The following is a 16,329-nucleotide window of genomic DNA, read 5'->3' on the forward strand; positions in this document are numbered from 1 at the left end:
CGAAAATAAGTAAGATTGCGTTAGTAAAAATATCCTTAGAGTGATTCTTTCTTACTAACGCAATTTTAAACTTTTTAAGTCCGTAATTATACTTGAAATCACCGCGATACCTAATACTATCCTGTATAGTTTATAGGAATAATATCTCCCTAACTAAAGTTTTCAAGAAAGGATTTATAAATGTTTTTTAATTCATTGCATGATGGCAGGAATTTAAAGTGGCCTTTATCAATTCGTTATAACCTTTCTTAAAGTGAATAAATCCTCTTTTTATTTTCTCATTTCCTCCATTTTAGATATGTCTTTTTAGGATTTCAAATCTTACCTTTTCATCAAATTTATCTGCAATGTATATTACAGTTCCGGCAAGATATTTTAGTCCATAAGCTACGGGTGTCATCCAAAGTTTATTTAGAAAAGAAAGATCTTTAATTCGGTGCTTACTTGAAAAGAAAATCATATTGTTCACTCCATTTCTAAAGGTAATCGATACTTTAATAGTCGTCTTATTTATTGTTTTAGTTGCGTAAACAAGGTAAGGTACAAAATGTACTTTGCTATTTTGAGCAATTTCTTAGTTTGGAAATTTGTATAGAGATAGAAATAATAGGAATATTAAATAAACCCTACTAAAGTTTAGTAGGGTTAAGTAGATAAAGATGTGGAGTGGATAATTTAGGAAATAAACGACATAAACTGTGCTTCTTAATTTTTTTGTGTAAGACTTTTAACAAATAACGTTAAATAGTATGAGGAAGAACCAACTAAAATAGCAAATGGTATTAGAATAATATCAATACCATTTACAATTACATAACCAAAAAATCCAGTCCAAAAGCCATTACAAAAAGAACAGTCTAAAAAAATTTCAAACAATTCATGAATACTGCGTAATCTTTCACGTGTGTACTGAAATTTTATTTCAAATAAAAATGCGCGTACCCCTAAGGATATAAATAGCAACAGGCTTATACTTATATCTAAATTCATTTTCTCACCTCCAATTCCTATTTAAAAGTCGTAATAAGTTGTTAGAAAGTTGAGGGTTACAAAATAATTAATATTTAACCGGGATATTTATTAAATCATATGAAGGATAGTTACTTCAGTAAAAGCCAATTTAATAAAATGAATTAAAGTATATTTTTTTCTATAGATATGGCCCAATGAATAAAATCTAATCTATTAACCTTAACTTTTCTGGCTCTATAGACCATATGATGGAGTCCCTCTAAATCAACTAAAATATAGCGTTGAGGGTTAATATCCTGATTAAAGGTAATTACAGCACTGTATTTAGATCGATTGTCCATATTTTCGATTAAGCTATAAGGATTTTTTATTCCAATCGCATTTTTTCCTATATCGTATCCAACAAATAAGAATTGATTACTTGTAGTAAGAACGATCCTTATCTGTTTATCATTGTATAAAAATGAAAAATATTTTTTTATATCAGTAGCATTTAAATTTCTATCTTTATGTAAATTCAAGATATCACCTCACTGTAGTTATCGAGATTTAAGTAACTATAGTTGCAAGTGAATTTTAAAGAGACTTATTAGTTTAAAGGTTGTTGCTGAATCACAAAGTATAAATTGCAGCATTTAATTTAAAGGTAAAAGCTGAATCAACCATATTAAAGCTAAATAATATTATTAATAAATTATTATCTATTATTTAATAATGATTATTTGATATAAAAATAGATTCAATACTATCTCATTTTAGAAACTAAAAATATTTAAAACCATTATTTTTATATTGAATTCCATCAATTTCAAAGTGGATTTAATTATTTAGTGTAATTTATAAACAAATTCAGAGAAATAAATCGTTTACATGTTTTATGTTAAATGACAAATACTTCTTTTAATAGAATTGCTAATTTGTTAATTGAAGAATAAATAAGAAAATCTTTGATCACGTCAATTCAATAGTTAAGAATGTACGTGAGTGTTTAATAGAATCTAAGTTTAAAAATCAATTTCGTTAAGAGTAATTATGGGGTGAGATAGAGTTTGACTAAATTTATTCTAAGTGATGTTAAATTTTCATTGTGATTTTCTTATATTGTTACTGCAAATACTTACAAGAGGGTTTGATGAGTTGTTCTTTCCACGTATCACTGATGTTTATGCTTGCATATATAAGACATTGAGAGAAGATAGTGTAATACGTAAATGTATGGGTCTTAATAATATTACAGTAGATATGGAAAATGATATGCACATACAAAAGCGTATGTCTCCTAAAGAGGCACTAAATAAACAAATTCCTTTAATTGTATTTTACAATTCATTTGTTCAAAAGGAACGAAACAATAATATTCATGTGGTAACATTTGACTTCGATATTTACACAAATGATGGTGTGGAATTGGCATTAGACCTTGCAGATAGAATAAATCAATTATTCGATAATCAATCTCTGCGGTTATTTAAAGGAGTATTTTTCAAGGGTCAGTATGTAGGATTTGCAGAGGTTGCAAGTGAAATAGAACACTCTTATAAGTATTTCACTAGATTTGAATTTATTTTTGAAATTGAGGGGTGTAGTTAATGTCACAATTTGACAAGTTTAACAGTAAAAATAAGAAAATGATTATTAAAGGTGCAGGTAAATTTATGGCTAAAATTCCAGGGTGTGATGAATTAATTACACTAGGTCACATGGCGAATATGCGTCTTGATGTGCAGTTGGATATGGTTGATATTGAAGGGGGAGACTCTTCAGCACCTATTGATACTTTACTACGTAAAAAGGTAATTGATATTACTGCAGAGGATGCAAAATTTGATTTAAACATGGTACGTCTTGTGTTAGGGGCAAAACTTCGAGAAGGAGTTAGCGGATTAGCCTATGAATTGAAAAATGAAACAGTAACAATTGCTGGTGATACTGAACCTGTTTCTATTAAATTATCTAGTCCAGTATTAACAGGTAGCGGAGCACCTAAAGTACAAATTTTCAACCAAGTTGCAGGTTCATTTGTACCAGAATCAGCAATTACAGTAAATGGATCAGCAGTAACACTAAAAGGTGGTGCGGTTGAAGGTGATACTGTAGTAGTTTATTATCCTGTAGCGTCATCTTCTATCGATCCTGATGGTTTTGTATGGGTATTAGAAGAACGTCATGATGTTAAAGGTGGACTAGTGACTCTTAAGAATCCTCTATTTGGTGGATCTTTAGGTTCAGCTTCTTCTAAGACAGAGCATGTATCTGTAAGATTAGTAAAAGAGAATAAATTACTTAAGAAAGTAACAACTAATCCTGCAAAAGGTGAGTATACAATTGATCCTTCTACAGGGGAGATTAAGTTTAATGATTATCTTGAAGGAGAGCAAATTTATGTGAACTACAAACGACCAGAAGTTGTAGATGTAATGGCAATTGGTTCTCGTGATTTTCCTCTTACAGTATCTGTTGTTCATGATGGACATTTTGAACAAATGGATGGTAGCATTCAAGGATTCCAAGTTGAATTGTATTCTTGCCGAGTGAAATCTAATTTTACATTAGACACAGCACGACAAACAGCAGCGACTCATAGTATTACACTTACAGTTATTGATGGGGAACGTACAGACAGTCGTTTAGGTTCTATTAAGCGTTATCAAATTGAAAAAAATGGCGATGTTTGTTAATTAGAGAGGAGGATACTAATGTATCCTCTTTTTTATTGATTCATTTTTAAAACTTTAGATAAGGGTGAGAATGGATTATAAAAAATATCTATCACTTAAACCTTTTTTCATAAGGTTGTTACATTTAACACATAAATTCTTATATTAGTTACGAGGTCGTTTAGGTGATCCCCTTCCTTGCGTCCTCTATAAATTTATTAAGGGGTAATAGAGTAATATAGGGGGAGATTAAATGAGTGAACGTAATTTAGCAATTCCAAGTAGAGAAGAAGCTATTGAGGAACCTACTCTTGTAGAGGAAGCAGAGAAAAAGGTTGAACAGCAAGAACCTAATAAACAAGAGGAAGTAAAGTTAACTAAGCAAGAATCAGAGTTTATTGAAAAAGTATTCTTCGAAGAGGATGAAAAGGTAACATTACGTGATGGAAAAACCTATGCTATCCCTCCTTTAGGATTAAAAGATGCTAAAAACTTAATGAAAAAGTTGAATACAATTGATACAGGTGTCATTATTGCTAATTTAATTGCAGATGAAACAGGTAATGATAGTTATGATGAACTATTAGAGGTCCTATTGATGGGCTTTAAACCGTATTATAAAGAAATTTCAGCTCAGTATTTAGGGGATTATATTGATATTGTAACAGCTAAAGAAATTATAGATATTATGATTGGACTTAATGGCTTAAAAAAGTCTTTATAGACTCTGAGGAAGAAGAAAAAGAATATGACGAAAATGCCTACGTTGATTGGGCAGAAATTTTCTTTAACTTAGGTCACTACCTGGGGATGAAAAAACAGGATATATGGGATTTGACATTACCTCAGTTAAACTATTACTTAAAGAAATGCCATAAGCATATAGAGTTTACAGTTAAGGTACATTCAATGTCCTTCACTGGGTTATTTGGGGGCGGTTCAGCTCAAGCTACCGAACAGGATAATCTAAAACATAGTGATGGAAAAGAAGTAATTGACGGATATGAGGTTGCAAATGCTGATGACATGGAGTGGTTAGCAGGTATTCTCTAATAAATAATCCTGCCCTTCCTTTTTATTTGAGGATAGGGCGGGATTTTATTATGTAAAAGGAAGGTGAAATAAGTGACAGTCAATAATCAAAATATTGGTGCTACTATTGCACTAGAGTTTGATAAGTCAATAAAAAATATGAAAGAGTTTGGAGTACAGTTGGAACAGCTAGATCATCGTTTTGGTAGTATAGAAAAACGTATAGATACTATGAAAAGCTCTTTATCTTCGTTATCGGCTCAGACATCTAAGGCAGCGGGAAGTAACCTTAGAGCAAAACTTGAGCAAGAATTAAATAATATCGTCCAGGCAAATGGTATTACTTTATCTTCAGTTGGGACAGCACCTTTAAGTATTAAACAAGAAACCGTTCAACAATTGATGTTTAAAGTAGATAAAGAGTTAAATAAAACGATTGTAAAGATGATCAAAAATATAAACATTAATATGGATTCTGCTATGAATAATAGCGTAGTACCAGTTGGAAAAGATGAATTTAATAAAATTAATAAAGAAATCTCTAAGTTAATTAGTAATCAAATTAAACAATTAGTAAATTCCATTCGCGAAAATGGGGGGGATTTAGTAAATGCAGATAACTTGAGTGGACTTAAATTAGATATTTCTAAGGGAACGGTTAAGCAAATTTTAGTAAGTATTAAAAATCAATTAAAACCTATTTTACTGAACCCTGAGGTTGCTATTGAAGGACAGACATTCACAATTTCATCGAAAGATTTATCTGAATTAACGAAAAAAGTAAGAGGGAAAATAAAAGATTCTATAAAATTTGATTTCGAGGGTGTTATTAGCGAAGAGAATAGCATTGATAGCGAGATTATAAAAACAGCTAAGCGTATTGATAGTTTAATAGAAAATTATATAAAAGGCATACGAGGAGGGCTGCAAAAGATTGATCTCAAATCTGTAGAAGTACCTATGAAAAATATATCTAAACAACTTCAAAGGTATATTGCAAATGATTTAGGTGTTTCTCCAGCCGAGTTAGCTCATACTTTTCATTCTGTGGATAGAGGATCTCTAAGAGGATATGCTTTAAAAAGGCAGTTTGAGGGTATGGAAAATACAATTAATAAAAAATTAACTGCAGGAACAAATAAAATAATGATGTCAATGAAACAATCAGTAAGAGCTGTGGACTTTGAACCTCATTCTAATATTACGCAATATTTAACTAGTGAAATTAACAAGCTGAATAAGCAAATTATTAAAAAAATCAAGGAGTCCGTTGATAAGCAGTTTGCACATATAAGAAATGAAATTCTAGAAATTAATACTAACCCTCAAAAGGCGAATAGTAATAGACAGTTAAGCTTTATTGCAGGAAATAGTGCTAATACTTTAAATAACTCAAGTGGATCAAATCATAGTAATACAAATAAAAATAATAGCGATTCTAGTACAAGTAAATCCACAAAACAAGACAATCCTTTTGACGGGTTTGGAATGGCTGGAGCGGTTACCAAACAAGTTAGGAGCCTTGCTTCGGGCTCAATGCTAGATCCGATGGCTGCAATATCTAAGGCAATGGAAACCTTTAAAATTGCTCAGTTAGAACAGTTAAAGATTACACAAAACTTCTCTTTGAAACCAGAATATAAAAACAAAAATGGAAATACAGATTGGTTAAAATTAGATAATGATACTGGAAATCTAATGAATAATGTACGTGATTTATCCACTCTTTACGGTATTGATTATGAAAGAATGTCTAAGGTAGCTGGTATAGCATCAAATGTAACAGGAGATAAACAATCTGCACGACAATTTGTTGATCAAGCTTCTAAGGTTTATCGCTTAGATAACAAATCAGACTTAGTTGAAACAATTGCTCCAGGATTACAGACAATTATGGCACAGTTTAAATTATCTGTCTGGGAGTTGGATGGAGTAGTTAACTCTTTTGCTGTTGCTACGAGTCAAACTAAAGCGAACAGTGAAGATGTTATGAAGGCTATGTCAAAATCGGGTACAGCACTCCATTCAGTGGGAGTGAATGCAGAAGATGCTGTGACATTAAATGCTTTAGCTATTCAAACTTCAGGAGAAACAGGGGAGAATGCAGGTGCAGCCATAAAAACGATTGCAGAGCGTATTACTTTACCATCTGTTTCTAAACAATTAGAAAATTATGGTGTAAAGGTATTTGAAAAAAATGAGAGTGGTATGAAAGTACGTCGGAATTTCATTGATATCCTATCAGACACCGCGAAAGCAAGCAAAAATAAATATATTGGAGAAGATAAAGTAAAATCCATTCTGTATGGAGAAGGTGGGGCAAATCAGCCACCAAAACTGATGTCCTTTTTAGAGACCATGCATAAAGAGGGTATAAATAACAGTAAGGATTTATCGTATTGGAAAATTAAGCAAGAAATTAATGAATTTAAAAAAGATCCTGCACGTCTTCAAGAAATGATGGCTGTGACAATGAAATCACCTACTGTGACAATGGAACGAGCTGGGGTATCTGTTAATAACGCATTAGTATCAGTATTAGATGCGCTAAATCCAGAGGTACAAACTTTAGCAAAAATTATTACAAACTTAGCCCAGGGAATGGAGAAACATGCAGGGCTATTTGCACAGTTAATTACGATTTTAGGTAATGCCTTGGTAGGTTTTGGTGCTATTCATGGAGTAAAACGATTAGGTCAATTGAGTAATTATGAAGAGCATTACAAGAAAGCTACTATGGAAAACAAATTCTTTGGTGGTACATCTTTAACAAATCGTAAAGTGGACGGAGCGATAGGGTTTTTAAATGATCATGTTTTGGGGGAGAGCCAAGATTTACGCAATCAAGTAAATAACAAAAAGTTCTATCGTGCGGCTATGAAAAATGATACGTTAAAAAGTTATTTTGAAGAATTAGCGAATTTAAAAGAGGATAGAAAGAATGAGATAAAAGAATATGTAAAAGATCATGGTGGAAAAGCTGAAAATATGTCCGATTTTCTTAGCATCATGGATGAATCTAAAGGCTATTATAAGGGTGAAAAGAAAGAATTAACAGCTGATGAATTACATACTCGTTCAGCCTATAATGCTCGCAACCTTACCCAAAGTAAATTATTAACAGATGTTTTTACCACAAATTTCTCAGAGCATTTAGTCAATACCTTATCAAATAGAACTAACTTTGACAGTATGAATGAGAATCAAAAATCAACAGCTGGTCGTTTGGCTCAAATGGATGATCAAAAACGTATTGGATTTGAGACCTATCTAGATCAAAACTATCAAAGTGTAGGCAAATCAATAAATAATATGGATGGACTTAACAAGGCACTCGATGAATATGAGGCTAATAACCGTAAGGCTACTATACAAACAAGACAAAGTACCACTGCGTATAGAGATTTATCGAGTGCTGTAAAAAAAGTAGCTGATGAAGCTGAAGGTGCATCAAAGAATAGAATGCAGGGTTTTCTTGATTTTCTTGATACTATCCCACAGCGAACAAGAGGAGCTGGTGGGGCTATTATGGGACTTGCACGCAGCGTAGGGAAATTTGCTAAACAATTAGCTATTGCAACCGCTGTTGGTGATGTTTTATCAAATTCTGCTGAGAGCTTAGGGTTAACGCCCAAGCAAACAAAAATACGAGATTATCATAATCAAACCGCAGGTGCCGCTGAAGCATATGTTAAATATGAGGAAGATGAAGGCTGGAGTGGCTTTCTAAGGGGAGCTGGACTAGCGTGGAATGGAATTACAAATCTTTTTTCACCAGGAACTCCTGATGTAGGTATTAACGAGGTAGGAGTAATTAAGGATTGGCCTATTATCGGGAAAGGAGGATTTAAAGAGGGATTTGAGAATTGGATTAAGAAAGAATATGGAACATCAGATTGGAATGAAGCTTTAGGAAAAGAGAATGAGAAAAGGGCAAATGATGCAAAATCTAAAGGTCAAGATGGGAATTATTCAAAAGCATCTTTAACAGATTTAACACAATCGTATTTAAATCAAACTGGAATGTATGCTAAGAAGCAGCAATTGGAAAAAGAAGAGTTTATAGATCAATATACGAAAGCAGCCATCTCTGAATCAGAGCAGAATATGCGAAGGGATGATGCAGAAAAAGCTCGTAAAGCCCGGGAAAATAAAATGTTAGGTGAGGGTCAATATGATTCCTTTTCTTATGATGATTTAAAATCTCGTATTCAAGAGAGCCAGAAAGTTGCTAATAATAAGGGAGAACTTAACTTAATTACCGCCCTTTTAGATGGTGTGAAAGCTGACTCAAAAGAGTATATGAAACTTAGATTACAAGTAATTCAACAAGAGCGCGAAGCTTACAAAAAAGAGATGGACGAGCTTCATAATTTTACTCAACAGCGAGAAGCTGAGTTGGAATATTTAGAAAAAAACGGAAAAAGATATACTGAGGATCCAGAAACTAAAGAAAGAATAGAGACGGATGATTATAAAAAAATTAAAGAATCTGTTGAAAGAAGTAAGGACAAAGAAAAGAAATTAAAAGCTGATTTTGATCTAGAATATAAGAAAAAACAAATTGAAGCACAACGTATTAAAACAGAATTTTATGTTAACGACACTCAGAAAGGGTTTTCTAGAGCTCAGGCTAAGAAACAGTATAAGGATACATTAAATGCTATTAGCATGAACACAGAGAGCCCTACTTATATTGATTCGCAAATTGTTTCAAGCCAATCTATGATTGGAGAAATGAAAAGTAAACTGGCAAATCTGCAATCCCAACAGTTAGCAGATCCAGATGGTCAGTTACAAGATACTATTCAAGGATTGAGTCAACAAATCGCAAGTGCTGAATTAGAAGTTAAAAATTTAAGGATACAAAGGCTTACAGCTTGGAGACATGATTTCGGTAATAATATGGATGATTTGGAAATTAAGTACATGCAGGAACGTGTGAACTTTGGACCAAGTATAGGAGATGATAGTTTCTTAGCACGTGACCTAAGAGTAAGAGAATTACAAGATCGTAAATCACTTATAGATAAGACCTTAGCGGTAAGAATTGCAGAGCGAAATAGTGGTAAGTTTGAAGAAGGTTCATCTGAATACGAACAAATCATGAAAGATATTCGAGAATTGACAAAGCAATCTTTACAAGCACAGATTGGTATCCACCAAGAGTTAAGAGCACAAATGGGTGGAACGTTTAATCTTCCTGAAGGCGTACAGGTTATGTCTCAGTATGATTATCTAACAAGTAAAGGTACACATTCAAACTTTAGTGTTCAATCAGGAGATATGTATGTCAATATTACTTTACCTAATGTAACTGGACAAACTTCTAGTCAACAGTTAGCGAATCTTGGAATGAATTTAGGAAAAGGGTTAGCACAAGGTAGAACAACACCACTACGAAATCAGTTAAATTCAGCCCCTTGGGGATATCCAACATTCTAATTACAAAACCCCATCTAATTATTAGGTGGGGTTTCTTATAATACTAAGGGGTGATTAAATGGCACAACAAAAACCAAGTAAATCTAATGATGATGTATTTAAACGTAAATTATTTTATGATAACGGGATTCGTTTTGTACAAGTAAGGGGGCGTATGACTGGCGATTATAAGCCACCAACACCAGTATTAAAATCCCATATAAACGAAAATATTCAATCTTCTGCAGGATTGGTAGGGAAAGGGACTTCTCATTATTCTACTACCATTCAATTTTTATTTGCGAGCAAAGAGGAATTTGCAGATTGGCTGCAGTTTATTGGTACAGAACACAAATACTATGATGAAAAAGGCACGATTTATTTAGGGATTGTTAATGGTGATTTAGATATTAAAACAGCAGAATTTGAGACGAAATATATCATTACTGTAAACCTTATGTTAATTCGAAAACAAGATTTCGAATATCGTCATCAATATCCTTTTATAGATATTGAAAATCATTGGGCGCAAACGTATATAGATGAAATGCAAAAAAGGGGCCTTGTCACTACTTATGCTAGTGATGGAACACCTGTACAATATTTTCAACCTGAAGTTTGGATTACAAGGGCTCAAACGGCATCCTATATGACAAGGACTTTTAAATACATCGAAAAGATATTGAGGGGGTATTAAAAATGCCAAAGCGATGGTTAGATGTGGGTCCAAAGGATTGGTTTTATCGCGCAGTATTAGAAACAGATAATATGTTTATTGATGCAAAAAAAGAAGAAACCTTATTTAGTGGAAAAACCTATAACCAATTTATTGGTGGCAAGTCACGTCAGGTTCATAATTTTACTTCAACAGAGGGACAAACCAAGTTTGAAGTAAGTGGATATAAACCTGATTCTAGGGAAATGGTGTTTGTTTATATTGATGGGGTGCCTACACTTCCATCTAAACTTGAGGATAATTTTATACATATTGGTTACCCGTTAACCAATGGAAGAGAAGTTAGTATTCTTTTATCTGGTGTAGTGGAAATGCATGAAGGAGATCATACACCTGAAAACTGTCAGATTTATCCTTTGATGAGCGGATGCTCATTAGCATATCCGGCAAAAAAGTTAGAAAAAGCAAATAATTACGTATTTGATATCACTTACTCTTTAAATGAAATAGCAGTTTGCATGAACAAGAAGTTAAAGAGAATACATGTAGATGTAAATGAAGATGAATCCATACAAGATGCGCTTACAAGAACCTTAGGATTTAAACGAGACTGTTTTACTATAATTAATGGATATCTTTATGTATCTTATAATTTAAATCAATTTCCTATTTATGTAAATTATAATTATCAAAAGGGTGCTCAAATCAAAAATAGGCAGGGAGAAAAAGTTGTCCCTATGTCAAGTTGCGCACTCTATAATGATAGATTCTTTCCTGATATAACGATATATAGAGGAGAGTTTTTTACTTTGTTACAACGTTTTAGAATGAATATTTATAATCGATATACAGATAGAGGATATGTGAATAATACAATTAAGCAAACAGAGAGATACATTAAAGATAAAGATAAGATTGTAGGAAAATGGTATGCCGAATCAGTCTTAAATATATTAGATGAAAAATTTAATGATGGTTGTTATGTATTTCCACTTTACGCAGATGATTCCTTTCAACCTGAGGTATGTGTAACTAGAGCTGAAGCAATTGTATATTTACATAGATTTACAGAATGGGCACTAGAAAGATTTAGATAGGGGGGAATAAGGTATGCCGAACGTATTTGATCATAGAACTCCTGCGCCTCAGTTGTTAAATGACGTAATGAGAAAAGTTAATGCTTTAGGTCATGAACCTAGGGTTATTATTGAATTTGACAAAATGGCCTATGTACCAGGAATGAAAAATAAGTTTGAAGTTTGGGACAGAATTCGAGAAGCATCTATTGTGCATCAGGCAGCAGAGGCGACTTTAACAACACCAGTAGCAGGTGCTGAGCCAAGTTCTGTTACAAAAGGTGGAGAGTCAGGGGATAGATTTGAGTATATTAAATGTGCCTTAAATAAATGGGTAAAACATTATAAGTGTCCCAATGTTGCTTATTTCTTTCTATTAGCTGTAGCGAAACATGAAACAGGATTTGGGACATTGGGACAAGGGAAACCTGAAAATGGAAGTTATATAGTAGGATATGGTTGCCCGGGTTCATGCAAGCCTGCATATAAAGGTATAGATACCCAAGCGAAGTATGCTGCAAAACGTTTTTCCGAGGCAATGAGGAGCAGATACGGAAAAATTTCTAATGGATATATGGATGCTAGTGATGTTGATTATTTCCATGAAGGTGGAGATAAAGGGTATAAAAAATGGAAATGGTCAGCAGATGGACCTAACTGGAAAAAACTTGTGAAAAGCTATTTTGATAGAATTATTGGTGAATCTAGTCAAAAAAAATGGCATTGTAAAGAATCTGGTTCTATTATTAATAAAAATCTGTTTCCAAAGCATTCTACAAATCTAAATGTTTCGAAGAAGGAAGACTGTGGTTGTGAGAAAGCTGAGACTTATACAATTGAGGAACAAAGGAAAGAAGTTCATAATGCAAGCTCTAATGCGTTATCCGGTGCTACTTTTCCTGTTGAAGGAATTTCATTTGGAAATGGTGCGAAAGTATCTTCACACCATATGAAACATAAGGGCGGAGGTGCACGTTCAGGGCATAAGGGTACTGATATTGTACATACATCCCAAGGTAAGATTAATGGTATGTGGGTAGTAGCGGCTTGGGCTGGATATGTACATAAAGCTTATAAAAGTACATCTTATGGTAATTGTGTAATGATTCAACATGGTAATGGATATATGACAGTTTATGCCCACATGCAAAATAATTCTTTACAGGTTCGAAAAGGTGATTTAGTTAATCCAGGAACACGTTTAGGAAAAGCCGGGAATACAGGTCAATCTTATGGTGCTCATTTACACTTTGAAATTTGGAAAGGTGAATGGATTTATGGTGGAAATAATCATATTGATCCATATCCTGTTTTAACAGGTGCTCAAAAATTGGGAGTAGCACCAAGCGGTGGAGATAATAATGGCGGTGGTAACACGGGCGGAAATGGTGAAAGTGGTGGAGATGATAATAGTACAGGAAATGGAAGTGGTGTTAGTCAACCACCACCCCAAATGACCATTACCCAAAATATTAAGTTTAATAAGTGTTTTGATAGGGATGCAAATCTGGATGGAAATTGGCACGGACAAGAGAACATAACCCATTTTACAGCTTGGTCAACAGGTGAAAAGTATTTAGGCTTTAATGAGAATATTGCCAAAGGAGCCGTTGAAGATTTTGGATATAAACATAACTTCTCTTCAGACGGATTTTATGAATATGCTTTCTATGCAGATCTTAAAGAAGGAGATTCTGTAACGGTTACATATGACGGAATGATTGTAAAACGATATACAAAAGAGAACAATACAACACAACCTACATATGAACCTCCAGTTTATGCAAAATGGGTTGCAAGTGATATACAAGGAGTCAATTCACATATATTAGATTTCTCCTTAAATAATGTAAGTGGTGAGGCTGTATTTGGACTAAAATGCTTTAAAGTAGTGGAAATTGAAACTCAATACGGCGCACAATATGTTGATGAAAGAATTAAGGCTCGTAAACGTGATGTATGGGTTGATACAGGGGCATTTGTATACGATAAAACCTTTACAGTAGACCAAGATGTATTGCAGTGGGAGATAAATAGCCATTTTGACGCCAGAGTCGCAACTGCAAGAATTACTTTAGACAATAAACATGGTATTTATTCTCCTACATATGAACGAGCCAATATCTTCCCTGAAAATTTAAGAGAAGCAGAGATGTCATATTATGAGAATGGTGCAATCAGACATGTGTTAAGTGAAGCTACCCCAGTACGTATTTATGCAGGCTATGGTGAAAACCTAGTAAGGGTTTTTACAGGACGTATAAGAGGAGAAATTGAGCAAAATTCTGATGAAAAAACAATTACTATTAATTGTGTAGATATGTACGATATGTTAGAAGAACATGTTTTTGATAGGGTCCTAACTTTTCCTCGAAGAGATGAGATACATGGTGATGAAAAACAACCAGTAACCATGTGGGTTAAATCATCTATTATTCATAATATCGTAAATGAGGCAGGAATGATTGGATGGAGAATCCATGAAGATGATTTGAGATATGCTGATGCAATCATTGAAGAAACGTATTATATTGATATTGATAGGGGTGGGAAAAAGGCAATCGTCTGGGATACTAAAAGTCAACAATATGTTGAAAAAGATATAGCAACTGTACAAGATGCACAAGGTTATAAAAATCCTTATGTACAGGCGATAGATTTTTTAGAAGGTACAAGGGCATCTGATGCGGTTCATGAAGTGATTGGAGATATTATGTATCGCTCCTACTGTGATCGTTATGGAACATTTAGATTGGAAAATATCCGTAAAATTAATGCAAGTGAGGCAAAATGGTCATTTATAGATGGTGAGAATTTATATTCTCTTTCCACTTCTATTGACCATTCTCGTATACGTAATCATCTTATTATTGTTGGTAATGGTGGGCAAATTGAGCATTTTGTAGATAAAGATCTTCTTATATCTACAAAGGGTAATATGAGAACGGCTAAGATTGTTGCTGATTGGATTGATGAGCGATTTGGTTCAAATGCAAGAGGAACCAAAGAGGATATTTCGAACAAATTATTTTTTGATATGAAAAGACAAGCCCGTACTTTTAATGCCGTTGTTAAAGGAAATCCAATGATAGAGTTATTAGATGGTTGTTATGTTTATGATAGTAATACTTCTAATGCAGGGTATTATGTCATAAAAGGGAACCGACTTGTTGGAAATAAGGAAGGGATGTTAAATTTCCTAGAATTTACTTGGCATGACAAAGAGAATTATTATAGCTAAAAAAACAAGGAGATTCCTACAGAACGTTAGGAATCTCCTTGTTTTTTCTTATAATGCTATGGAAAGCGAGGTGGGAAAATGGCGCAAAAGAGTCATATGAACGTAAATGATGTATATCCAATACTTGATATGATCAATAGAAAAGTTAATCAAGGAAAGGGAACAAGACACCATTTTACTAGTCCGCTATTCAATAATGATAACGACAATGGTGTAACAACATTGAATTCTTCTCAATGGCAAGTAGAGTCATTTGAAGTCATAAGGGAAACAGAAAATTCAATAGCTAATCATGTAATTAATGAGATTAGAATTATTTATCGAAATGGTGCAATAGATAAAATCTCTTTAGTCCGTGGGCTCAATCCACCTGTATCTGATGAAATTCAAGATTATGAGTACATCAACAATATTATGATTACAGAAGTTTCTATAAGAACAGAGTGGTTTGGTAAATCCCAAGAAGTTGTTGCAAAGATTATAAGGGAAAATGATTACGGTAATTTTAAAAAGGTTAAACTTACGTATTTTGACTCGGAATGGGGCTCGAGTGAGGAAGAAATCGAAGAAGATTCTATACCGTCTAAATATGAAAATCCATCTGATTTTTATAACGGTAAATATAGTAATTATGAAGAAGTGATAGTAGAAGATTATGTAGACTATGCAGAAATAGGATATGCATCTAATGAAGAAATTGAAATCTCTCCAGATGGTTGGTCTGATGGATACAATCCATCGTCTCCTGTAGATGTGAATGTGGAACTCGGACCAAAGGTAACAGATGAAATTTAGAGAGGAGGTCCTACATGAGTTTTGGAGCAAATGTAGTAGTTGGAGGGGAAATAGATAGAGTAGGTAGATTGGGTGGTGGACGTTTAGATTATCCATTTATGCCTACCAAAACAGTTCCTTATATAAAGGGGAAAATTTTAGAGGTACTAGGTACTTTAGGGCACTTTGATATTCAATTTATCCCTGATTTTGATATTGAGCTGGTTTCCGTAGCTGTAGGAGCGTCTAGATATCATTCCTTTGATAATTGGAGTTTGTTTATTGGAGATGATCATAAAAATAACTACATATTTGATGAAATATATACGAAGGATTTACCAGAAGGTGCTTATTTAATGGCTGTGAAAACAGTAAAAGCAGGTACCCCAATTACATTCCGCTTTGATAATAAAGGTGGGCAATCGAAATATGTTTGGATAAACTTTCAATGTTTAAGGGATAATCCCAACAAATAAG

12 protein-coding genes are annotated in these 16,329 nt (G+C 33.4%); 10 read left to right on the plus strand and 2 right to left on the minus strand.

Features of this window, described 5'->3' with window-relative positions; genetic code table 11:
- Nucleotides 1-705: 705 nt before the first annotated feature.
- Together ACS2QP_RS09650 and ACS2QP_RS09655 are read right to left on the minus strand one after the other, a co-directional pair.
- Nucleotides 706-990 carry a hypothetical protein gene (locus tag ACS2QP_RS09650; RefSeq protein WP_044584300.1) on the minus strand — a complete coding sequence of 95 codons (285 nt, stop codon included), beginning with the start codon at nt 988-990 and terminating at the stop codon, nt 706-708.
- 143 nt (nt 991-1,133) lie between these two features.
- A complete protein-coding gene (locus tag ACS2QP_RS09655; RefSeq protein WP_149215451.1) occupies nt 1,134-1,493 on the minus strand; it encodes a hypothetical protein in 360 nt (119 codons plus the stop codon).
- 664 nt (nt 1,494-2,157) lie between these two features.
- Here ACS2QP_RS09655 and ACS2QP_RS09660 point away from each other — a divergent pair.
- From ACS2QP_RS09660 to ACS2QP_RS09705, 10 genes are all read left to right on the plus strand, one after another.
- Entirely contained in the window at nt 2,158-2,562 is a 405-nt protein-coding gene (locus ACS2QP_RS09660) for a hypothetical protein (protein ID WP_326272236.1), read from the plus strand.
- Nucleotides 2,562-3,650, plus strand: a complete 1,089-nt coding sequence (locus ACS2QP_RS09665; RefSeq protein ID WP_090976054.1) for a hypothetical protein — start codon at nt 2,562-2,564, stop codon at nt 3,648-3,650. Before ACS2QP_RS09660 ends, ACS2QP_RS09665 begins: the two co-directional genes overlap by 1 nt.
- Nucleotides 3,651-3,882: 232 nt before the next feature.
- Nucleotides 3,883-4,353: a DNA polymerase III subunit gamma/tau gene (locus ACS2QP_RS09670; protein ID WP_090976056.1), complete on the plus strand. Its 471-nt coding sequence runs from the start codon at nt 3,883-3,885 to the stop codon at nt 4,351-4,353.
- A gap of 110 nt (nt 4,354-4,463) precedes the next feature.
- Complete coding sequence (locus ACS2QP_RS09675) at nt 4,464-4,682, plus strand: hypothetical protein (RefSeq protein WP_238143102.1); 219 nt, start codon at nt 4,464-4,466, stop codon at nt 4,680-4,682.
- 72 nt (nt 4,683-4,754) lie between these two features.
- On the plus strand, nt 4,755-10,106 hold the full coding sequence (locus tag ACS2QP_RS09680) for a phage tail tape measure protein (RefSeq protein WP_149215453.1): 5,352 nt from the start codon (nt 4,755-4,757) through the stop codon (nt 10,104-10,106).
- Nucleotides 10,107-10,164: 58 nt separating this feature from the next.
- Nucleotides 10,165-10,782 carry an S-layer homology domain-containing protein gene (locus ACS2QP_RS09685; protein WP_097997260.1) on the plus strand — a complete coding sequence of 206 codons (618 nt, stop codon included), beginning with the start codon at nt 10,165-10,167 and terminating at the stop codon, nt 10,780-10,782.
- A 2-nt stretch (nt 10,783-10,784) separates the two neighbouring features.
- Nucleotides 10,785-11,858, plus strand: a complete 1,074-nt coding sequence (locus ACS2QP_RS09690; protein WP_001126627.1) for a hypothetical protein — start codon at nt 10,785-10,787, stop codon at nt 11,856-11,858.
- A 13-nt stretch (nt 11,859-11,871) separates the two neighbouring features.
- Nucleotides 11,872-15,078, plus strand: a complete 3,207-nt coding sequence (locus ACS2QP_RS09695) for a M23 family metallopeptidase (protein ID WP_097997262.1) — start codon at nt 11,872-11,874, stop codon at nt 15,076-15,078.
- Nucleotides 15,079-15,156: 78 nt separating this feature from the next.
- Nucleotides 15,157-15,873, plus strand: a complete 717-nt coding sequence (locus tag ACS2QP_RS09700; RefSeq protein ID WP_097999158.1) for a hypothetical protein — start codon at nt 15,157-15,159, stop codon at nt 15,871-15,873.
- 14 nt (nt 15,874-15,887) lie between these two features.
- On the plus strand, nt 15,888-16,328 hold the full coding sequence (locus ACS2QP_RS09705; protein WP_000007797.1) for a hypothetical protein: 441 nt from the start codon (nt 15,888-15,890) through the stop codon (nt 16,326-16,328).
- Nucleotide 16,329 lies beyond the last annotated feature (1 nt).

Source organism: Bacillus cereus group sp. Bce019, from assembly GCF_051781745.1.
Taxonomy (GTDB): domain Bacteria; phylum Bacillota; class Bacilli; order Bacillales; family Bacillaceae_G; genus Bacillus_A; species Bacillus_A cereus.